A 20,234-nucleotide genomic window follows, 5' to 3' on the forward strand; every position below is an offset into this window, starting at 1 on the left:
AGTCGCGGGAAACCCTCGGCGGCGCGGGGATGGAGCCCCGCGCTGCCGGCCGGGTTACAGGTTGCAGGGGGCGCCGGGGGTGTAGAGGGCAGCCCGGGCGTGGCCGATGGTGATGTCGGTTCCGGCGATCAGTCTGATGTGGAGGGCGTTGACGGAGATGCCGTTGGCGGTTGGTAGTTGTTCGTTCGTGGTCACCGTGCCGACGAGGGGGATGGTGATGTTGAGGTTCTTCAGCGGCACGATCGGCACGCCCGCCACGCGGAGGTTGGACAGGGTGCTGGTGCCGGAGGTGGTGACCGCGCCCGTCGGCGTCGTCGTGGCCACGGCCTCGGCGCGGAGTTCGTCGGCGGTGATCAGCCCGCCGACGAGGCTGAGCGAGGCGGTGCGGGCGGTGGCGCGAGCGGTGCGGAGGCCGTCGGCGCCGGTGGTGCCGACCGCCTCGTTGTCCATTGTGGATACCGAGCCGACCGGGAGCGGGGCGCCCACGAGGTGGCTGGTGCGGGTGGCCGGGTCGGTGGCGCAGGTGAGGTCGGCCGGGGACACCGGCGGCAGCGCGGCGAGCAGGGTGGACACGCGGGCGCCGTAGGCGTGGGCGTCGTAGGTGTACGGCGGCGCCGTGACGGTCAGCGTCGAGCAGCCGGGCGGGTCGAGGCCGATCAGCGGGCCGACGTCGGCGGCGCAGGTCGTGTAGGTGCCGACGGTCTCCGGGCGGACCGGGACGGTGACCGCGCAGGAGGCGGCGCCCGCCGGGATGGTGCCGGTGGCGCGCAGGCGGAAGTCGCCGGTCGCCGGGTCGAGGGCGGTGTCGGCGCAGGTCGTGGTGGCCGGGCCCGCCGGTGCCACGCCGGGTGGCAGGTCGAGGGTGAACGACCAGCCCGCCTTCTTGCTCAGCTCGCTGGTGTTGGTGACCGTCAGCGTCAGCGCGGACGTGCCGCCGACCTGGATGGCGCCCGGGTCGTAGGCGACGTCGAGGCGCGGGGTCACGTCGAGCACCCGGATGTTGTCGAAGGCGCTGTCGTTGCCGTTGCCGCTGGGCTGCTGGTTGACCAGCCGCAGGCCGACCGACGTGCCGCTGAACAGCACGGGGGCGTCGCTGTGGAAGGTGCCGACGGAGGTCGCGTCGACGACGGTCGTGGCGTCCTCGCACGGGGTGATCGGGCGCTGGAACGCGGGGACGGCGGTGGTGCCGTCGAGCAGGTAGAAGGCGTAGCGGGCGTGGTCGGCGTAGCAGTTCTGCTCGGCGACGTCCACGGAGAACGCCACGAACCGGTTGGTCGCGGTCAGCGGGATCGGGGTGACGGTCTCCAGCTGGGTGCGGCCCGCGCCGGGGTTGGTGTGGGTGTACGCGGTGACGGCGTGGTTGGTGGCACCGGTGCCGTCGGCGTGGTCACCGAGCACCCGGGCCAGGTCGCGGACGCGCGGCCACCACCCGCCGCAGCCCGCGCCGGGCGGGTCGGTCGCCTGGTTGAGCGCGGAGGCGATGATGCCGTTGCACGAGGTCAGCCAGACCGGGTCGACGCGGTAGGTCTGCGCGAGGGGCGCGGGTCCGGTGTAGTCGTCGACCCAGATGACGCCCGAGCCCTGGCCGTTCTCGAAGTCCTCGGCGAAGACCACCCTCGGTGCGAGGGGGTCACCGGGCGCCGCTGTGGCCGGGGTCGAGACGACCAGCAGGGGAACCGCCAGCAAGGTCACCGCGGCGAGGGCTCGCCCCCTGCGGCGTGATGGGACATCCACGACAGAACCTCCACGGGTCGACAATCCGGGCCACTCGGTTCCATCGCGACAGCCGGGTCGCCGGTTGCGCGGTTCGGCGGTGACCACCCCACGGTGCGGGGCGGTTCACCGTGACCGCCCAACCCCGACACCCCGCGAGGACCGCGCGCGGGCCGGTTGCTCTCTCCGGGGCACCACGGTCGGGTGACACCAGCCCAGCGGCGTTGCGCCCTCCGGCCCAACGCGACGGTGCGCCGCCGGTCAACGGCCCGAGCGTCAGTCTTTTGGGCGATGATCGCGGTGCCGCCGGGGTGCTCTGCTTGTCCGGTCCCGTGGTCGGCACGGCACCCTTCGAGGATGGAAACCCTTGATGCTCAACAAGATTCTCCGCAGACGGCCGCTGTTCGCCGTCGCGGCCGCACTGCTCGCGACCATGACCCTGGCCGCACCCGCGTCCGCGTCCGCCCAGGGCGAGGCCGAGGGCTGGTCGTGCCGCGTCCCGGCGGGCTGGACCTGGGCCACCGCGCGCCCGATGCCGCCGCCGGTGTGCGAACCGCTGTACTACGTCGTCGCCCCCGCCGACGGCAAGCGGACGTGCAGCGTCCCGCCGGGGTGGACGTACACCCTGGTTCGCGAGTCCTCGGACTGCCGGTTCGGCGGGACGGGCGTCGCGTACACGTTGAAGACCCCGACCGCCGGCCTGTGGGCGTGCAGCGTGCCTTCCGGTTTCACGTACTCCAGCACGCGGTCCACGACCAACTGCGACCGCGTCGGGGGCGCTTCCACCGAGTACCTGCTCGCCTGACCCCCGGCCCTAGTCCTCAGTGGAGTTGCGGGCCTCCCGGAGCCAGGCCCGCGCGCAGGTCGACGGTGATCGGGACCGGCTCGCCGCGCTCGTCGGTGATCGCGATCTCCAGCGGGATGTGGTGGGTGTCGAACGGGTACAGCGAGGTGTCGCCGTCGGCGGTGAGGGTGGCCTCGCGCAGGGGCATCCACTGGCCCTCGGCGAGTTCGGTGGTGTGGTCGCCGCCGATCTCGTCGAGGGTGAACCGCAGCGGCGTGCGGAGGCTGCCGTCCGCGTTGCGGTAGCGGCCCTCCGGCCGCGTGTCGATGCGGACCTTGTAGGCGTTGTCGTCGGCGTTGATGGTCAGCAGCGTGACCTTGACGCCGACCCGGTCCGGGCCGGTGCTCGCGGTCACTGTCCGGTTAGACCGGTTTCGGTGACGCCGCGGACGAGGTAGCGCTGGGCGACGGCGAAGACCAGCACGATGGGCAGGATGGACACGGCCGCGGCGGCGAACAGGAGTGTGACGCGGGGGTTCTGCGCGGTCAGCAGGCTCGACAGGGCGACCTGGATCGTCCACGTGTCCGAGTCCTGGGCGATCAGCAGCGGCCACAGGAACTGGTTCCAGCTGCCGATGAAGTCGATGACCGCGATGGCGGCGACGAACCCCGTGGCGTTCGGCACCACCACCCGCCAGTAGACGCCCCAGCGGGAGAGGCCGTCGAGGCGGCCCGCTTCCTCCAGGGCGACCGGGAAGTCGAGGAAGAACTGGCGGAAGAGGAACACGTTCAGCGCGCTGAAGAGGCCGGGGACCACGAGGCCGCGGAAGTCGGAGAGCCAGCCCAGGCTGGAGACGACCACGAAGCTCGGTACGAACGTCACCGCCGTGGGCACCATCAGCGTCGCCATCACCGCGTACAGCACGACTGGCGCGTGCCGGTACCGCACCCGCGCGAGGCCGTAGCCCGCCAGCGAGCACAGCACGACCTGACCGGCGGTTTGCAGCACCGCGACCACGGTCGAGTTGACCAGGCTCCGGGTGAACATGAGTTCCTTGTCGGAGAACAGGTCCGCGACCGTCGACCAGTCCGCGCCGATCCCGTCCCGGAGCAGGACGGCGAAGGGCAGCAGGAACACCGCCACCGCCAGGGCCAGCACCACCCAGTGCGCGATCCGAGTCACCGCCGCCTCCGCGAGACCTTGCCGGACAACAGGGTCGCCAGCGCGATCACCAGGGCCAGCACGAGCGCGCCCGCGCTCCCCCGCCCCAGGTCCTGCCCGCCCGAGCCCAACGAGTTGTAGTACAGGTACACCAGCGGCGGCCGGGCGAACGGCGCGTACCCCCGCGAGTCGCCGAGGACGTTGTAGAACTCGTCGAACGCCTGGTAGGCGTTGATCAGGTTCAGGGTGAGGACGGCGACCAGGGCACCGCGCAGGCCGGGCAGCGTGATGTACCGGAACGTCTGCCACCCCGGCGAGGCGCCGTCGATCCAGGCCGCTTCGTAGAGGTGGCGCGGGATCCGTTGCAGCGCGGCGATGAACAGGATCATGTAGAAGCCGAGTTGCAGCCACAACCGGACCGTCACCAGCACGACCCAGTACAGCGGCGGGTCCACGGTGCCGACCCACGCCTGCGGCTCGACACCGAACCAGCCGAGCACGGTGTTCGCCACGCCACTGTCCACTCCGGAGAACAGCGACATCTTCCAGATCAGCGCGGCGACCACGTACGAGCACGCGAACGGCAGGAAGAACACCGACCGGAAGAACACCTGCGCTATGGGAATCCTGTTCACCAGCAACGCCAACCCGAGCGACAGCACGACCGTGGTCGGGATGATGAACGCCGCGAAGACCGTGAACGTGCCCAGGCTGTCGAGGAACGCGCGATCGGTGAGGACGTCGACGTAGTTGTCGAACCCGACGAACTCCGTTGGCGCGACGGTGTTGTGCGCGTCGAAGAGGCTGAGGTAGGCGCTCCAGCCGATCGGCACGTAGGTGAACAACAGCAGCCCGGCGGCGAAGGGGCCGACGAACAGCCAGAAGGTGAGCGCCTCGCGGCCGCGCCTCACCGGTCGAGCCGCGCGATCTCGTCCCGGGCCGTCTGGAGGGCCGCGCGCAACTCCCCCGTGGGTTCGGCGCCCTCGCGGGCGATCCGGGACACGGCGTCGGTCAGCGCGGTGTTGGCGCGCGAGGACCAGCGGGCCGGGTTGGCGATCCGGCCGCCCTCGGTGACGAACCCGACGACGTCCTTGGCGGGCCCGTCCCCGGTCTTGGCGGCGAGCGAGCGCCGGGCGGGCAGGTGGGCGCCGAACGCGGTGGCGAACTCGGTCTGGTACTCGGTTTTCTCGACCCACAACCACTTGACGTACGCCTTGGCGGCGTCCACGTTCCCACTGCGCGCGTTCACCATCGCGCTGTACGCGCCGACCGGCACCGACTCCGCCCCCCGCGAGTCGAGGCGCGGGAACGGCAGGACGCCGATGTCGTCGCCGTGCGCCGCGCGGATCTTCGGCAGGTTCCACAGGCCCGTCCACTGCATCGCGGTGAGCCCGTCGACGAAGGCCCCGGGGTCGGACCAGTCGGTGGGCGCGCCGAGCAGCAGGGCGCCGCTCTGGTGCAGTTCCCGCAGTTTGCCGAAAACGGTGGCGGCGCGCGGGTCGTCGAAGCCGGGGGCCTTCCCGTCGGCGGAGAGGAAGTCCAGCCCGGCGGACCACAGCAGCGGCGCGGTGAGAACGTTGACACCACCGTCGTTTCCGGCGAAGAACCCGCGAACCCCACCGGCGTTGACGCGTTTCGCGGCGTCGATCAGCTCGTCGACGGTCCGGGGCGGGGTCACGCCCGCCTTGCTCAGGAGGCTCGGGCGGTAGTACAGGACCTGCGTGTCGATGGCCTGCGGGATGCCGTAGAGCCGTCCGTCGACCGTTTGGGAGTCGAGCAGGCTCCGGACGAAGTCGTCGCGGGTGTCGCCGAGGAGGTCGTCGAGCGGCACGACCTGCTTCTGCCGCACCCAGTCGACCTTGACCTGGGCCTCGAACACGTCCGGCACCGCGCTGTTCTGCAACGCGGTGACGACCTTGGAGTCGTAGTCGCCGGGGTTCCACTGCACCTCGACCTTCGCCCCCGGGTACGCGGCGGCGTACCGGCGCACGGCGTCCTGGACGCCGTCCTCCCCGTACGCGTGGTACCAGTGCCGCAGCGTCCCGTCCCCGGAACCGCCGCGCCCGGTGTCCGACCCGCACGCGGAAAGCCCCAACAACCCGGCCACCACCAGGAACCCCCGTCGACCGATCTCGGCACCCATCCCCCGACCTCCCTCGACTCGACCTGGCGACGATTCTCGAACCTCGGTGATCTTCTGTCGACTTTTCCCACCAGGAGGACACCGGGCCTGCCATGATCGACTCGTGGCGGTGTTCGTGTGCGCGGAATGCGGAGCGGACCTGACGGTGCCGGTGGACCGCGTAGCGCTGCCGCCCAGCGCGCCCGCGAAGGTCGGAAACGGGCTGGCCATGCCCGTGCTCATGCCACCGCGCACCTACGCCGTCGACCCCGAACCGTCGGGAGCGCCGTGGCGGGAATGGGCGAGCGTCACGCCGGAGGAGGCCGCGGCCTGAGGCGTGTTCGCCCCGGTGCCCATGGTGTCGTTCGGCTCGCCCGGGGCCGTCGCGATCGCCCCCGGCGACGCGGTCGGCATGACCTGGATCGTCGAGCGGGCAACCGGTTACTGCCGCGCCTGGCGCGGCCAGACCTGTGGCTGTCGACGAGTGCGTCGCCATGCGCACCCTCGCCCGGCTGCCGGGGGTGCGAGAACCGAGGGTGCGGCAGGTCCACGACCGGATCCGCAAGCGGCGCCCCTGGTAGGGACGACGGATGCCTGGGCGGACGGTGGGCCGCCCGCCCAGGAACCGGTCAGGCGCGCAGGGAGTTGGCCGCGTTCAGCCGTGCCTTGACGTTGTCGGTGAGGCGTTTGAGGCCCAGCAACTCCAAAGCGGTCCGGTACAGCGCCGGGAGGTCCGCCCCCGGGTCACGGGACGCGGCCAGGTCGAGCAAGGCAGCCAGTTCGGCGGGCGGGATCTCCTCGAAGGACCGCGGACCGAGGTGGCGCACCCGGAACGCGGGCTGGTCCGGTAGCCGGTAGGTGCGCGGTTTGGCACCGGCCTCGCCCAGCGGGTTGTCCTCGACGAGCCGACCCGCGCGGACCGCGGCGCCGATCGCCCGGTTCAGGTCGGTCGCGATCAGCTTGCCGATCCGGTTGCCGCCCGACGCGCGGACGTAGGCGGTGTGCAGCCGCTGGCCCAGCACCGGTCCTTCGGCCGCGACCACGCTTTCCAGGCCCGCCACCAGGTCGGCGCGGGACGCGCCGGTCACCGCCGGGACCGCGCCACCGAACTGCACGTACTCGGCGGGCTCGGACACCTCGACGCCTGAGCGCGCGGCGGCACCGGGCACCGGAACCGGCGCGACCGGCGGGACGACAACGGGTACCGGGGTGTCGGACTCGGCGACCGCCGGTGGGACGACAGCGGGCGTGACCGCATCGCGCTCGGCCTCGACAGGCACGGCGATATCCGGCGCGGCCACCTCCGGCGCCACGGCGACCGGTGTGCGCTCGACCACCGCACCCGAGGTCGCCCGCCGGGTGTCGACCCAACCGGACGGGTGGATGTCGAGCGCGTGCAGCGCGCCCCACAACCGGTCCAGCACCTCGGCCTGGTCGAGGTAGAACTCCGACTCCGGGATCCGGAAGAAGTGCCAGCCGCACCGCTCCAGGTCGCGCTGGCGGGCGAGGTCGCGTTCGTAGGCGTCCGGCCCGTGCCAGGCGTCTCCGTCGCACTCGATCGCCAACCGGGCCTTGGCGCCCACCACGACGAGATCGATCCGGTAGCCCTGGCTCGGGTACTGCGGCACCACCGCGTAGCCGTGCCCGACGAGCCGGTTGTGCACGCGCTGCTCGAACAGCGAGTCGAACGGTTCGACCCGCTCGTGCTCCGGCACCGGGCCCGCCGTCGCGCCCTCGCCCGCGGCCGCCCGCCCGGCCACGCCGTAGCAGTAGTCGAGCAGTTGGAACCGCATGTCCTCCGGGTTGCCCAGATCCGACAGCGAGACCGAGTGGAACACCCACATCTGGTCCTTGGCGCGGGAGGCCGCGACGTTGTAGCGCTGCACGTACAGGTCGGCGGTGAGGGCGCCGATCCGCTTGCCCGGGTCGGGAGCCTTCACCATCGACAGGAACACCACGTCCCGCTCGGAGCCCTGGAAGTCCGCCGAGTCGCCGCAGCGCAGGTCGCGCGCCGCCCACTCCTCCGGCGGGATCCGGGCGAGCAGCCGCTTCTCGATGGCGGTGGCCTGCGCCCGCCCCAGCAGCGACACCACGCCGAAGGTGAGGCCGTCGTAGCGCGGGTCGGCGGCGCACTTCTCGATCTGGTCGACGATCGCCTCGACCTCGACCGGGTTGACCTTGTTGCCGTCGCCGCCGCGCTCGTAGCCCTCGGCGAGGAACACCGGCTTGATCGGCTCCAGCCGGTCGGCGCCGTACTGCCGGACCGGGATCAGGCGGATGCCGTCGGGTTCGTACGCGATGCGGTTGGAGAAACCGATGATCTCGGGCACGCAGCGCCGGTGCTCGGTGAGCGTGAGCAGGCCCTCGAAGCGCATCTTGGCCTCGTCGAACAGGCTGCGCTTGGGGTCCTGCCAGGACGCCTTGTACGGGTCGTCCCACAGGTACTGGTCGGCCAGCTTGCGGATCTGCTGCTGGTCGGTGCCCACGGCGGTGGGCGAGACCTGGCGGTCGTCGCCGATCACCACGATCCGCGGCGCCAGGTACTGCAGGAACGTGGCCTCGACCCCGGCCTGCGACGCCTCGTCGACGACGACCACGTCGAACATGTCGGGCCGCACGGCGAACTGCTCGGCGATCCGGTACACCGGCATGATCCACACCGGGACGGCGGCGCGGCAGCGGTCCATGGCGGCGCGGATCTCGGCGCGCTGCTGGGCGGCGTAGCGGCCGGTGCCCTTGCCCAGGCGCTTCACCAGTTGCGCGTACTGCTGCAGGTTCGCCTTGGCCTGGCCGGAGAGCCGGGCGGGGGCGACCGCGTGGGCCCACGCCCGCTCGGCGGCGAGCCGCTGCACCCGGTCGCGGACGCGGCCGTCGACCCGGGTGACCTCGTCCTGCGTGGCGTTGACGTCCGCGCGCGGCCGGTCGGCGACCCACGCGCGGGTGGCGGCCCACGCCCACGCGGCGGTCCAGCCCGCCAGGCGTCCGGGCCACTCGGGTTCGTCGGGGGCGCACTCGACCTCGGCGAGGAGCGCGGGCGCGGACGCGTGCAGCCGCGCAGTGGTCTCGTCGCGGCGCGCCAGCAGGGCGCGGGCCTCGACCAGGCGCGTCAACCTGCGGTGGTGGGTGCCGTAGTGCTCGTGGTCGCGGTCGCGGACCGCGTCGACCATGCCCCGGACGCACGGCGCCGCGTCCGCCCACCGGCCGACCTCGGCGACCGCGTCGGCGAGCGCGGCCAAGGGCGTGCCGGCGGCGGCGCGGGCGTCGAACGCGTGGGCGGCGTCCACGAGCCGGGCGTAGGCGCGGACGGCGTTGAGGTCGTGCCACTCGGGCCGCGGCAGGCCCAGCGCCTCCAGTTCGCGCTCCTCGCGCTCCAGCGCCACGGCGAGGTCGAGGACCCGGGTCAGCTGGGCTAGTTCGGTGGTGTGCCAGTCGAGCCGTTCGCGCAGCGTGTCCTCGGCCGGGATGCGCACCGATTCGGGCCAGGCGCGGTCGAGCGCGTCGAGCGACCTGGTCGCCTCGACCCACCGGAGGAAGGCGTCCAGCTGGTCGGTGGTCGTCGGGGGCGTGTCGTTGACTCGGACACCGTCGAACAGCGGCTGGGCGAGCTTCACGACCTTGGGCGCGAACGCCCCCGCCTTGACCGTGCCGTCCGGGTTGGTCTTGAGCTTCCCGCCGCCCGCGAGGTGTTCGCGCAGGGACCTGGCGAGTTGCGCGAGCGCGCCGACCTCGCCGTTCGCGGTGACCGAGGTGAGCGGGCCGAGGAGGTCGACGACGGGGGTGACCTCGGCGGTGATCCGCTGGACCTGGGTGGCCCGGGAGTGCCAGATCGCGGCGCGGCCGGTGCGGACGTCGGTCAGCGCGTCGCCCATCCAGTCCTCGCGGCGGCGCGCGAGTTCGTCGGCCTCGTCGGCGAGGCCGCTGAGCCGCTGCCGCAGGTCCGCGCGGGTGGCGGCGGGGAGCGCTTGGACGGCGGGGAACGCCTGGTGCCCGGCGAGGTCGGCGAACCGGTCGGCCTCGGCGGTCGCGGCGCGCTCGGCGGCGACGAGGGCGGCGAAGGCGTCCGGCTCGGGGAGTTCCGCCAGGGCGAGCAGGCGCTGCCGGGCCTCGGGTTCGTCGGCGATCAGCGCGCGGTCGAGGAGGAGGCGGTGCCACGTGATGGCGGTGTCCTGGTCGACGGGCGGCTCGTCGGCGGCCCCGACCGCGACCAGGTCGGTGAGCCAGGCGAAGCGCGGCCGCTCGTCCTCGATCCGGCGCGCGATCTCGGCGAGGGTGCCCTGGTGGCCGCGCACGTCGTGCTCGGCGACCTCGGCGGCGCGCGCCTCGACCAGCCGGTGGCGCAGCGCGGCGCGGTGGCGCCGGAGCTCGTCGATGGCGGCGACGTGGTCCTCGATGGCGCGGCGCGCGGCCTCCGGGTCGTGTTCGGCGGCGGTGTGGCTGATCCGCTCGACGGCGACCTTGAGGTCGGCCAGGTCCGAACGCGACGACCCGACCACCGACACGGCCAGCGCCGCGATCGACTCGGGCAGCTTGGCCCGGACCTCCTTGAGCGCCCGGTCGGTCTGCGCGGTGACCAGGACCCGCTTGCCCTGGGCCAGCAGGTGCGACAGCAGCGCGGCGGCGGTGTGCGTCTTGCCGGTGCCGGGCGGGCCCTGCACGAGGGTCTGGGCCTTGCTGTCCACCTGGTGCAGGATGCGCAGCTGCACCTCGTTGACCGGCAGCGGCAGGAACGGGTCGTCGTCGACCTCGACCAGCGCGCCCGGTTCGGACGAGCGGGTGCTCGCGGGGCGGTGGTCCGGGTCCACCAGCGGCAGCAGCCCGTCCGGGACGGTGCCGGTGTCGGTGATCTGCCGGGAGATGGTGTCGAGGATGTCGACCAGGCCCTGCCGGGACCGCTTGCGCAGCACGACCGCGGGGGCGAACGACGTCGCGGCGTGCCTGCCCGGCGGCCGGGGCGCGTCGTCGTCGGTGTACTCGCCGTCGCCGTCGATGGCGTGGGTGAGCCTGCGGGCCAGCGCGCCCGCGACCTCGCGGTCGAGCACCTCCCCGTCAGCGTCCGCCAGCTCGGCCCTGACCTGGCGGACGTGCTGGGCGTCGGCGATGAGGTCGGGGTCGAGCATGTCGAGTTCCACCGCGGCGCCGTCGAGGCGCTCCCCGGCGCGCACGGCGAGGCGGCCGTTGTCGTCGTCGAAGGTGATCGCGGCGGGCGCGGTGATCAGGTGCCTGCGGATCGCGGCACCCGGTTTCCAGGACAGGCACCCGACGGCGACGACGAGTTCGAGTTCGTCGGAGTGGTCGGTGGCGGCGACGTAGGTGGCGAAGACCTGGTTGTAGACGGCGCGCGCGGGCTCTTGGGCGAGTTCGGCGCCGGCCCACGCGGACCAGTCCACGAGCCAGGCGTCGTAGGCGGTGGCGATCTCGGGGTCGTCCGCGCGCGACCGCTCGACGCCGTGGACCACCGCGGTGTCGACGAGTCGGGGCCGCGCGCCGGGTTCGTCGACCGGACCGTCGAGCCAGCGGTCGAGGACCTCAGGCGGCTCGGGCGCCGGGACCCGCGGCACACGGGCCACTTCGAACAGCAGCGCGCCCGGTTCCGGCGCGCGGCGGACGGCCGGGTGCTCGGGCAGTTCCCCGAGCCACAGCACGGACTCGTAGCTGTCGGTGGTGCGGGGCGCGGAGGTCCGCAGCTGCTGGCTGCGCGCCAGGAACTCGAAGAGCCGCCCCGCCCGCGCCACCACCGTGTCCGGAATCCCGCCAGACCCCATGCCCGCCACCAGACGCCTCCCTCTCCCGCCGACCACACGACACGGTGGGCATCGTCAACCACCGGACGGGCGATACAGCCCGCTAACCGGTGTTAGCGGATGGTGACCGGGAACGGCGCCGCTGGTGTCCCGTCTACGGGCGTGTCGGTTCACGCCGCCGTCGTCCGTCGCCGGATTGTTGGTAACAAGCCGCCGGACCGGATCGACACCGTGCACGGGTGCGGAGGGAGGCCGGGGTGACGGAGCCGGACAAGACCTGGGACGACGGCCACTACGGCGAGGACGACGTCATCGAGGCGGCGGACGGCAAGGGGTATCTCTCCGTGTCGGACTACACGCATGGCGACAACGGGCTGGAGCCCGACGATCACAGCTGGTAGGGGCGGGTAGGTGGCACGGCGAGAACAGGCCACGCTGGTCGTCGACCTCGGGTCGGCGACCTGCACGGCGGCGGTGGTGCGCGCGGGGGGCGCGACGCCGCTGAAGGAACCGGGGACCGGGGTGGTCGCCCGACCGGCCGCGTTGTTCGTGGACCCGGGCACCGGTCAGGCGCTGTGGGGGTCGGCGGCCGAGTAGCGCAAGCGGTCGGCGCCCGCGGCGTACCGGCGGGGGTTGCCCGATCCGGCCGACATCGGCGAGACGATCACGCTGGACGGCCGGGAGTTCGCGCGCGCCGACATCCTGTGCGACTTCCTCGCCCTGCTGGTGGCACAGGCCGAGGACCGCCCGGAGAACCTGCTGCTGACCTACCCGCCCGGACTGTCCGGTTCGGACGCGCTGGTCGCGGCGGCGGAGGCGGCCGGGTTCGACGAGGTCGAACTGCTCCCCCGCCCCCTGGCCACCGCGGTCGGGGTCCTGGACACCATCGACACCAACGACGTCGACACCGGAGTCGTGGTGGTGCACGACGTCGGCGCCACGGCCACGACCTCGCTCGTGCGGCTGAACTGGTCGGCCCGGTCGTCCGCGACCTCGCCCAGGCCGCCGAGGGCCTGCTGGCCGCGGGCGGGACCGACCGCGGCGCGGTCCGGGCGGTCTTGGTGGCGGGCGGCGCGGCGGTGACCCCGGCGATCGACTCCGCGCTGCGGCGCCGGTCCAACCGGGTGCTGCGCGCCCCGGAGCCCGCGCTGGCCGCGCTGTGCGGCGCCACCTGCTGGGTCCTGGACTCCGCGCGCAGCGCGCGGACGCGCCCGCGCTGGGCAGGCGCGTGCTGGCGTGGGAGCTGCCCGACGGGGTGGCCAAGGTCGTCGAGCGGACCGTCGCGGTCGGTGACGAGTTCGCCGAGAACGCCGTGCTGCTGCGCGTCCGCCAGCCGGACGACACGGTGTGGGACCTGGTGGCGGACCGGGCCGGGACGCTGGAGCGGTTCCCGGAGCCGGTCGCCGGGATGATCGACTCCGGTGTGCCCGCGGCCACCGCGCGGACGGGCGCGCCCGGCGCGGACGACGTGCCGGCCAAGCCGGTCGAGATCAAGGAACTGTCCCCGCGCAAGGGCGGTGAGTGGCTGCACCACATCTCCTTCAGCGCCGACGGCACGCGCTTCGTCGCCGACCACTACACCCGGATCGGGGTGCGGCCGGTGCCCGGCGGGTCGCGCGCGATCCTGAAGACCGACGCCACCACCAACACCGTGGCCATCAGCCCGGACGGCGGGACGGTCGCGGTCGTGACGGGCAAGCGGCACGTCCGGCTGTGGGACGTGGCCACCAAGAAGATCGTCCGCACGATCCGGCGCTGGACTCCCCCGGGCGGGTTGGCCTTCAGCCCCGACGGCGGTCGGCTGGCCATGGGCTACGCCGGGAGCCAGCGCGTGGAGGTCGTCGACCTCGCGACCGGCAAGGTGGAGCACGAGTTCTCGGCCTTCGTCGGCTACCCGGCCATGGTCTGGTTCGCGGGCCCCGACCGCGTGGTCACCCTCGACGCGGTGCGGGACCTCGCGGCGGGCCGCTCGGACCGGATCGGTTCCACGCTGGAGCGGTGCGCGGTCAGCGCGTGCGGTCGCTACCTGGCCGTGCGCAGGCAGGGTGAGTCCGTCGACGTCTTCGACCTCGACCGGCGCAGCGACGCCGGGTTCGTCCGGATCGGCACGTTCAAGATCAACCCGGTCAACGGTCTCGCGGTCAGCCACGGCGGTCTGCTGGTGGCGGTCGTGGCCGAGGACACCGACCGCGGCACCGGCGGGGTGACGGTGCTGGAGACCCGCACGGGCGCGGTGCTGTGCCGCCTCCCGTCCCGGGGGAAGCGCACCGAGGCCGCGTTCCACCCGTCGGGTCGGGTGCTGGCGGTGACGGGGTACGAGGGCGGGTCGCTCTACGGGTTGACCGACGACGCGTTCCCGGATTCCACAGTGGACTCGTCAGGGAAGGCGGGCTGATGGACGACGTGGTGCTGGTGGTGGACTTCAGGACCAGTACGTCCTCCGCCGTGCTGGTGCGCGGCGGGGAGCGGCGGCCGGTCGTGGAGTCCGGCGGGTCGGCGGTGTGGCCGTCGGCGGTGTTCGCCGCCGAGGAGGGCCTGCTCGTCGGCACCGCGGCCGAGCGGCGCAAGCGGGCCGCGCCCGCCGCGTACCGCACGGAGTTCAAGCGCGACCTGGGGCAGCGCGCGCCGGTGCGGCTGGGTGGCCGGTCGCTGCGCGTCGAGGAACTGGTCACGGCGGTGCTGTCGGCGATCAAGGCCGAAGCCGACCGGATCGCCCCGTCCCGGCGGGCGGTGCTGACCGTGCCCGCCTCCTACGCCCAGGGCGACCCGCGCCGGGCGCTGATGATCTCGGCGGCGGCGGCGGCCGGGCTGGGCACCGTGGAGCTGCTCCCGAGCCCGTGGCCGCCGCGCGCGCCGCGCCGGAGCAGCGGCGGGGCGAGCTGCTGCTGGTCCACGACTTCGGCGGCGGCACCTTCGACACGGCGCTCGTGCGGGTCGAGGACGACGGCCACACCGTCCTGGGGTACGCGGCCCTCGACGACTGCGGCGGCCGTGACGTGGACGCGGCGCTGGCGGCGGCCGTGGACCGGGACGCGGCGGAGTGGTTGGCGCCGCTGCGGGACAGCGCGACGGACCAGGCGGGCGCGTTGCGGCTGCGGTTGGCCGTCGGCGACCTGGCGCGCGGCGTGAAGCACCAGCTGACCGACACGGCGGAGGCCGAGGAGTTCCTGCTGCCGAGCACCCCGGCGTTCAAGCTGGCCCGGCGCGGGTTGGCGGACCTGGTGGCGCCGCTGATGGAGCGCACCGTCACCTGCTGCCGGGACCTGTTGCGTCGCTGCGGGGTCGACCAGTCCCGCGTGCACGCGGTCGTGGTGGTCGGTGGCAGTTCGCGGATGCCGGTCGTGACCGACACGCTGAACTCCCGGCTGGGCCTGCCGTTGCGGCACGTGCCGGACCCGACCTTGGCGGTGGTGAACGGCGCGGCGGCGTGGTGGGCGGCGTCGGGGGCGCGGGTCCTGCCGCCGGTGGCGATGCCGAAGGGGGCGCACCCGCTGTCGTGGGAGCTGCCGCCGGACGGGGCGACGCTGCTGCGTTGGCTGGTGCGACCGGGCAAGAAGTACGTGAAGGACACGCCGTTGGCCCGTGTGCGGTTGGCCGACGGGACGCTGTGGAACCTCACCGCGCACTCGGCGGGCAAGCTGCTCCAGACCCACGTCGAGCCCGGCGACCACCTGGTGGGCGGGCGCTGGCTCGCGGTCGGGGTGGCGTCGTGAGCGCGGAAGCGTTCGAGGCGCTGCGGGATCGCGTCGGTGCGGTGCTGGACGAGTTGCTGTCCGCCGCCGACGGGGTTTCCGCCGAGCGGTTGCGCGACGCGCGTGGGCGGATGGCCGACTCGGCGCTGGTCGTGATGGTGTGCGGGGAGTTCAAGCGCGGGAAGTCCAGTCTGCTCAGCGCCTTGCTCGACGAGCGGGAGCCGCTGCTGCCGGTCGGGATCACGTTCACCACCAGCGTCGTGACCACGGTCGGCTGGGCCGAGACCGAGCACATCACGGCGGTGCTGGAAGGCCCGGACGGCGACGTCGAGCGGCGGGAGATCAGTGGACACTCCCGGCGTCGGCGGCGTCTACGAGGCGCACACGGCGGCGACCACGGCGTTCCTGCCGAGCGCGCACGCGGTCCTGTTCGTCACCGACACCACGCAACCGCTGATGGAGAGCGAACTCCGGTTCCTGGCGCGCGCGACGTCGGCGGCGCGCGCGGAGGGCGACGACGACGGCACGGTGTTCGTGATGACCCGCGCGGACGCGGCCGTCGACCAGGCCACGCGGCTGGCCAACACCCGGGCCAAGCTCGCCGAGGTGACCGGTCGTCCGGCGGAGGGGATCGTCGTGGTGCCGGTGTCGAGCACCGCGCACCACGCGTACCTGGAGTTCGGCGACGACGAGGACCGGGAGCTGGGCAACCTCGACGGCCTGTCGGACCTGTTGTGGGACACGTTGGCGCGGCGTCGGGTGCGGGTGGTGCTCGGCGACGCGCTGGGTTCGGCCCGCGCGGGCGCGGAAGCGTTGCTGCGTCCCGTCGAGGCGGCTTCGGCGGCGTTGCGGGCCAGTTCGGCGGAGGAGGCGCAGCGGCTGGAGGACGAGATCGTCCGGGCCCAGCGCCGGACGGCCGAACTGCGGGAAGGGCGCGGCTGGACGGAGGCGCTGCGGCGCGACCTGGACGCGGTGGCCGCGGACCTGCGGGAACGGGCCCGGTCCGGCGTCGAGGCGATCTGGGACGAGGTCGACACCGGCGACCTGTTCGACGAGCGGATGCTGGCCGAGCCGCAGCCGATCCTCGACCGGATCGGAGAGGAGACCACCGACCTGGTGTCGGACCTCAACCGGCGGATGACCAAGCGGGTGCGCGCGGTGTTCACCGAGACCGCGCGCAGCACCGGGCTTTCGTTGACGGGCAAGGAAAGCCGTGACCTCGACCTGCCCGGCGAGCGGACCGTGACCGGGCGGCTCGGCACCGAGAACCTGCCCGGGTCCGCGCTCGGCCAGATCCGCGACGGCGGCCTGGGCGCGGGGATCGGCGCGACGATCGGGGCGGCGCTGCTCGGCCCGGTGGGGCTGTGGCTCGGGTCGGTCGTCGGCGGGCTGCTGGGGCGTTCGCGCGCGGTGCGGGCGGCCCGGCACCAGGAGGCGCAGGCCCGGCGGGCGAGCCTGGTCGCGGAGCTGCGACCGCTGCGCCGGGACCAGCACCGGGCGATCATCGAGGGCGTGCAAGAGCGCATGCGAGAGCTGACCCGCGCGGCGGTCGCGGAGATCACGGCGTTGGCCCGCCAGGAGGACGAGGCGTTGACGTCGTCGCTGGTCGGGTTGCGGGAGGCGCGCACGCGCACCGGTGCCGAGCGCGAGTTGGCCGTGCTGGCCGCGCGCGAGGCCGAGCTGCGGCGGGTGCTGGCGGAGGTCTCGGCGTTGGAGACCGAGGTGTCGGCGCTGGCGGACCGGACCACGGCGTGAGGCCGCAGCTGGCGTCGGCGCTGGAGCGGGTCAAGGCAGTGGTCGGTCCCGAGGCGGGGATCGACGAGCGGCTCGCGCGGCTGCGCGCCCCGATGGCGGTGGCACTGGTCGGTCGGGTCAGCTCGGGTAAGTCCACTTTGGTCAACGCGCTGCTGGGGGCGTACCGGGCGCCGACCGGCGTGCAAGAGCTGACCTTCACAATCACCGTTCTGCGCCAGGGCGATCCGGGCCTGACCGTGCATTTCCGTGACGGTCACACGGAAACCCGCGACTTGGCCGAACTGGGTTCGCTCGCCACCAACATCGGAGACCGACAGGCGTTCCTGAGTTCGATCGACCACCTAGAGGTGCGCGACTCATCTCGCGGGAATCGTGGCCGCCGCGGCAGGCGTATGCGACGACCAAGACCTCCACGACCTCACAATGCTGGCAAAGACACCACCCGACAACCTCGCCCGCCGCGTCGCCCGCGGACCGCTATTCGGAACCCGTGACTACGACGACATCGCACTACCCCCACCCGCCCGCACCCGCCTGCTGGAGCGATTCGGCCAGTACGGCATCGTCCTGGCCTGCGACCTCACCCGCGCCGGCGTCGACTCGGTGGCAGCCCTGCGCACCGAGCTGGCAAACCGCAGTGGCCTGAACCGATTCCGCACCCTGCTGGCCGACCACTTCGGACGGCGCGCGGACCTGATCAAGGTCGCCCACACCCTCTCCCGGACCAACACCCTCACCACCAACGGTTCCGCACGCTTGCAGTCCACATTGGACACACTCAAGTCCGAGATCACCACCCTCGAACTCTCACACACCCAGCACTTCCAGGCCCTGCGGGTCCTCACCGACCACTACGACGGTGCCCTCACCCTGAGCCCCGCCGACGCCGCCGAACTCCTCCGCCCCACCGGCGAACACGGCGACTCGCTGTCGGACCGTTTGGGTCGACCCGCGGACGCCCCCGGCTTGATCGAGTACGTCGAGACCCGCATCGACCACTGGTCCACCCTGGCGCTGGACCCCACGGTCCCCCCGAAGACCGCCAACGCGATCCGCTTCGCGCGGCGGCAGTACGAGGAGTTCCTCGCGGACCTGCTGTGAGTTCGCTTCGCCGCGGGATGTCCCTATGCTCGGGAGCCGTGGATTCGACCAACTCGGCGGGCGACGTCTCGGGATACGTGGTGCAGGCGGCGAACCTCACGGTCCACGGGGACTTCGTGGTCCCGGGCGAGGCACCGGTGCCGGATGCGGCGGCCGGGACCTGGGACGCGCGGCTGCCCGCCGAGGTGGAGTCGTTGCTGCGCGCCCAAGTCGCGGCGGCGACGGAGTTGCCGTACCGGCTTCCCGGTGCGCGTCGCCCCTCCTTGGCGACCGTGTACGTACGCCAGGATCTCGGCGCGGGCACGGAGGAGCAGCCGGAGCAGCCGCGCGAGACCCCGGTTCTCGACGGCCGCAGCGGCTTGGTCGAGGTGGTCCCCCGCCCGGTGACCCGTCCCTCGGTCCGACCACCCACGCACACCGTGCGTGAAGCCTTGGACCGCGATGACCACCTGATCGTCGTAGGCGGCCCAGGCCAAGGAAAATCGACTCTCTCCCGCCGCCTGTCGGCGGAGGCCGCAGGGCGCTGGTTCACCACCACGGACGAGCCACTGACGGAACCGGTCATACCGATCCGAGTATCGGCCACCGAACTGGCGGCCCGCTTGCACCTCCCCTTCACCCAATCGCTGGCCGACAGCGTCCACAACGAATACGGTGCGTACCTGGCCACCCCGCTGGCACCGTCCGCCCTCCACCACCGCGTAGCGGGCTGCCGCTGGCTCCTCCTGGTCGACGGCCTGGACGAGGTCGCCGACGCGGGCGACCGCGACCGCCTGGTCGCCGTCCTCGCCGCTTGGTCCGCCCCCGGTTCCCCTTACCGAGTCATCCTCACCACCCGCCCCTTGGAAGGCGCCGCCCTGGCCCCACTCCAACGATCAGGCGCCACCCGGTACGAACTCCAACCCTTCGACGAGGCGGCCCTTACCGCCTTCGCCCACAGCTGGTTCACCGACACCCCAGACAGCGCGCCCCGCTTCCTACGCCAGATCCGGGACGCCTACCTGGGCGAGATGGTCACGGTGCCGCTGCTGGCGACCATCGCCGCCATCATCTTCACCGAACACGGCGACCGCCCACTCCCGGACAACAAGTACGAGCTGTACGAGGCGTACCTCCGCTACCTGCGCACCACCAAGTCCCCGCAGTTCGACTCCATCCGCGACTCCCTCCTGGAACACCTGGGCCGCGTTCGGCTCGAGTCCGACACTCCGCTGGTCGAGGCGGCAAAGACCTGGGTCACCACCCACCTCTCCCCCACCGGCGAGTGGGAAGAGGCCCTACTCGCCTACCTAACCTCGGTGGGCCCCTTAACCCGCCCCCGCCAAGGCGGCAACCTACGGTTTCTCCACCACAGCTTCGCCGAACACCTAGCTGCCACCGCCGACGCCCGCCAACTCCCCACCCCCTTCACCCCACCCCACGACGCCTTCCGCCGCCTCCTCCACGCGGCCCGCGACGAAGAACGGGGCCACCACGCCCGCGCAGTGCTCTTGCACTACTGCCGCTTGAACCCGACAGAAGCCGATCCCGTCTTGGTCCATCTCCACGAGGGAGACGCGACGGCACACCTGCTGGCCGCCCGCCTCCTCGCGGGTCACATCCCCGCCACCGCGCCACCCGTGGACGCGTTCCTGGACACGGCCCGAGCGTGGGCCATGACGACCGGCCTCGGGGGTCGGCGGATCCTGAGTCAGGTCAGCCGCGCCAGTCACCACCCGCTCTTGGTTTCGTGGCTCACTGGACTCAGTCGCGACGTGGCCGCACCGTGGCCTTCGCGCATCGAAGCAGCCACCGCGCTCGCGACCCGCTTGCGCGGCGAACAGGCAAGCGAAGCCGTTGAACTCTTGCGCATGGTGGTGAACGACCCCAGTGCCCAGGTAACCGACCGCCTGGCTGCCGCAGAAGCACTGTGCGACTGCGGGACCGACGAACAGGCTACGGCGGAATGCGGACTCCGCGCGATCCTGGTACATCCAGGAGCGGACGAGGTGGACGTCCGCAACGCCGCCGTCGTGCTGGCGACCTTCGGGTCAGCCTCGAGAGCCCGGGCCGTCGAGGTGCTGGTCACCGTCATCGAGAGTCCGCTGGCCTCCGACGCCGCGCGTTTCGTAGCGGCAGCAGGCTTGGCCAGGTTCGATACCGACTCGCACCAGTAGTGCGCTGAC

At 72.8% G+C, this 20,234-nt stretch carries 17 protein-coding genes; 11 read left to right on the top strand and 6 right to left on the bottom strand.

Annotation, left to right across the window (positions count from 1 at the left end):
• Positions 1 to 54: 54 nt before the first annotated feature.
• Positions 55 to 1,734: a choice-of-anchor P family protein gene (locus V5P93_RS21945; RefSeq protein WP_146108008.1), complete on the bottom strand. Its 1,680-nt coding sequence runs from the start codon at positions 1,732 to 1,734 to the stop codon at positions 55 to 57.
• 349 nt (positions 1,735 to 2,083) lie between these two features.
• Here V5P93_RS21945 and V5P93_RS21950 point away from each other — a divergent pair, with 349 nt between their 5' ends.
• The gene (locus tag V5P93_RS21950) at positions 2,084 to 2,518 is read left to right on the top strand and encodes a hypothetical protein (RefSeq protein WP_104478987.1); all 435 of its coding nucleotides are present in this window, start codon (positions 2,084 to 2,086) and stop codon (positions 2,516 to 2,518) included.
• Between the two features lie 16 nt (positions 2,519 to 2,534).
• Here V5P93_RS21950 and V5P93_RS21955 read toward each other — a convergent pair whose 3' ends face one another.
• Genes V5P93_RS21955 through V5P93_RS21970 form a run of 4 tightly spaced genes read right to left on the bottom strand, consistent with a single transcriptional unit; the run spans position 2,535 to position 5,801 of the window.
• Complete coding sequence (locus V5P93_RS21955; RefSeq protein WP_104478986.1) at positions 2,535 to 2,912, bottom strand: DUF4436 family protein; 378 nt, start codon at positions 2,910 to 2,912, stop codon at positions 2,535 to 2,537.
• Positions 2,909 to 3,679 (bottom strand): carbohydrate ABC transporter permease, encoded by a 771-nt coding sequence (locus V5P93_RS21960; protein WP_374065063.1) that lies wholly within the window; start codon positions 3,677 to 3,679, stop codon positions 2,909 to 2,911. The genes V5P93_RS21955 and V5P93_RS21960 overlap by 4 nt, the downstream gene beginning before the upstream one ends.
• Positions 3,676 to 4,569: a carbohydrate ABC transporter permease gene (locus V5P93_RS21965; RefSeq protein WP_104478985.1), complete on the bottom strand. Its 894-nt coding sequence runs from the start codon at positions 4,567 to 4,569 to the stop codon at positions 3,676 to 3,678. Before V5P93_RS21965 ends, V5P93_RS21960 begins: the two co-directional genes overlap by 4 nt.
• Positions 4,566 to 5,801: an ABC transporter substrate-binding protein gene (locus V5P93_RS21970; protein ID WP_104478984.1), complete on the bottom strand. Its 1,236-nt coding sequence runs from the start codon at positions 5,799 to 5,801 to the stop codon at positions 4,566 to 4,568. The genes V5P93_RS21965 and V5P93_RS21970 overlap by 4 nt, the downstream gene beginning before the upstream one ends.
• A 103-nt stretch (positions 5,802 to 5,904) precedes the next feature.
• Between V5P93_RS21970 and V5P93_RS21975 the strand changes: the two genes are divergently transcribed.
• Complete coding sequence (locus tag V5P93_RS21975; protein ID WP_104478983.1) at positions 5,905 to 6,114, top strand: hypothetical protein; 210 nt, start codon at positions 5,905 to 5,907, stop codon at positions 6,112 to 6,114.
• Positions 6,115 to 6,409: 295 nt separating this feature from the next.
• Here V5P93_RS21975 and V5P93_RS21980 read toward each other — a convergent pair whose 3' ends face one another.
• Positions 6,410 to 11,542: an AAA domain-containing protein gene (locus V5P93_RS21980; RefSeq protein ID WP_104478982.1), complete on the bottom strand. Its 5,133-nt coding sequence runs from the start codon at positions 11,540 to 11,542 to the stop codon at positions 6,410 to 6,412.
• Positions 11,543 to 11,760: 218 nt separating this feature from the next.
• Between V5P93_RS21980 and V5P93_RS21985 the strand changes: the two genes are divergently transcribed.
• From V5P93_RS21985 to V5P93_RS22025, 9 genes are all read left to right on the top strand, one after another.
• Positions 11,761 to 11,922: a hypothetical protein gene (locus V5P93_RS21985; RefSeq protein WP_181043458.1), complete on the top strand. Its 162-nt coding sequence runs from the start codon at positions 11,761 to 11,763 to the stop codon at positions 11,920 to 11,922.
• Between the two features lie 10 nt (positions 11,923 to 11,932).
• Entirely contained in the window at positions 11,933 to 12,118 is a 186-nt protein-coding gene (locus V5P93_RS21990) for a hypothetical protein (protein WP_104478981.1), read from the top strand.
• Between the two features lie 36 nt (positions 12,119 to 12,154).
• Complete coding sequence (locus V5P93_RS21995; protein WP_104478980.1) at positions 12,155 to 12,604, top strand: hypothetical protein; 450 nt, start codon at positions 12,155 to 12,157, stop codon at positions 12,602 to 12,604.
• Between the two features lie 76 nt (positions 12,605 to 12,680).
• Complete coding sequence (locus V5P93_RS22000; RefSeq protein WP_104478979.1) at positions 12,681 to 13,916, top strand: WD40 repeat domain-containing protein; 1,236 nt, start codon at positions 12,681 to 12,683, stop codon at positions 13,914 to 13,916.
• A gap of 532 nt (positions 13,917 to 14,448) precedes the next feature.
• Positions 14,449 to 15,234, top strand: a complete 786-nt coding sequence (locus tag V5P93_RS22005; protein ID WP_245931237.1) for an Hsp70 family protein — start codon at positions 14,449 to 14,451, stop codon at positions 15,232 to 15,234.
• A 324-nt stretch (positions 15,235 to 15,558) separates the two neighbouring features.
• The gene (locus V5P93_RS22010; RefSeq protein WP_104478977.1) at positions 15,559 to 16,968 is read left to right on the top strand and encodes a hypothetical protein; all 1,410 of its coding nucleotides are present in this window, start codon (positions 15,559 to 15,561) and stop codon (positions 16,966 to 16,968) included.
• Complete coding sequence (locus V5P93_RS22015) at positions 16,965 to 17,462, top strand: dynamin family protein (RefSeq protein ID WP_146108006.1); 498 nt, start codon at positions 16,965 to 16,967, stop codon at positions 17,460 to 17,462. The genes V5P93_RS22010 and V5P93_RS22015 overlap by 4 nt, the downstream gene beginning before the upstream one ends.
• Entirely contained in the window at positions 17,392 to 18,069 is a 678-nt protein-coding gene (locus V5P93_RS22020; protein WP_104478976.1) for a hypothetical protein, read from the top strand. Before V5P93_RS22015 ends, V5P93_RS22020 begins: the two co-directional genes overlap by 71 nt.
• 38 nt (positions 18,070 to 18,107) lie before the next feature.
• The gene (locus V5P93_RS22025) at positions 18,108 to 20,225 is read left to right on the top strand and encodes an NACHT domain-containing NTPase (RefSeq protein WP_146108005.1); all 2,118 of its coding nucleotides are present in this window, start codon (positions 18,108 to 18,110) and stop codon (positions 20,223 to 20,225) included.
• Positions 20,226 to 20,234: the final 9 nt, after the last annotated feature.

This window comes from Actinokineospora auranticolor (genome assembly GCF_041897805.1).
Lineage (GTDB): Bacteria > Actinomycetota > Actinomycetes > Mycobacteriales > Pseudonocardiaceae > Actinokineospora > Actinokineospora auranticolor.

Coding starts and splice junctions, on each gene's coding strand:
- V5P93_RS21950 (WP_104478987.1), top strand. CDS start 2,084: ATGCTCAACAAGATTCTCCGCAGACGGCCGCTGTTCGCCGTCGCGGCC.
- V5P93_RS21970 (WP_104478984.1), bottom strand. CDS start 5,801: ATGGGTGCCGAGATCGGTCGACGGGGGTTCCTGGTGGTGGCCGGGTTG.
- V5P93_RS21980 (WP_104478982.1), bottom strand. CDS start 11,542: ATGGGGTCTGGCGGGATTCCGGACACGGTGGTGGCGCGGGCGGGGCGG.
- V5P93_RS22020 (WP_104478976.1), top strand. CDS start 17,392: ATGCTGGCAAAGACACCACCCGACAACCTCGCCCGCCGCGTCGCCCGC.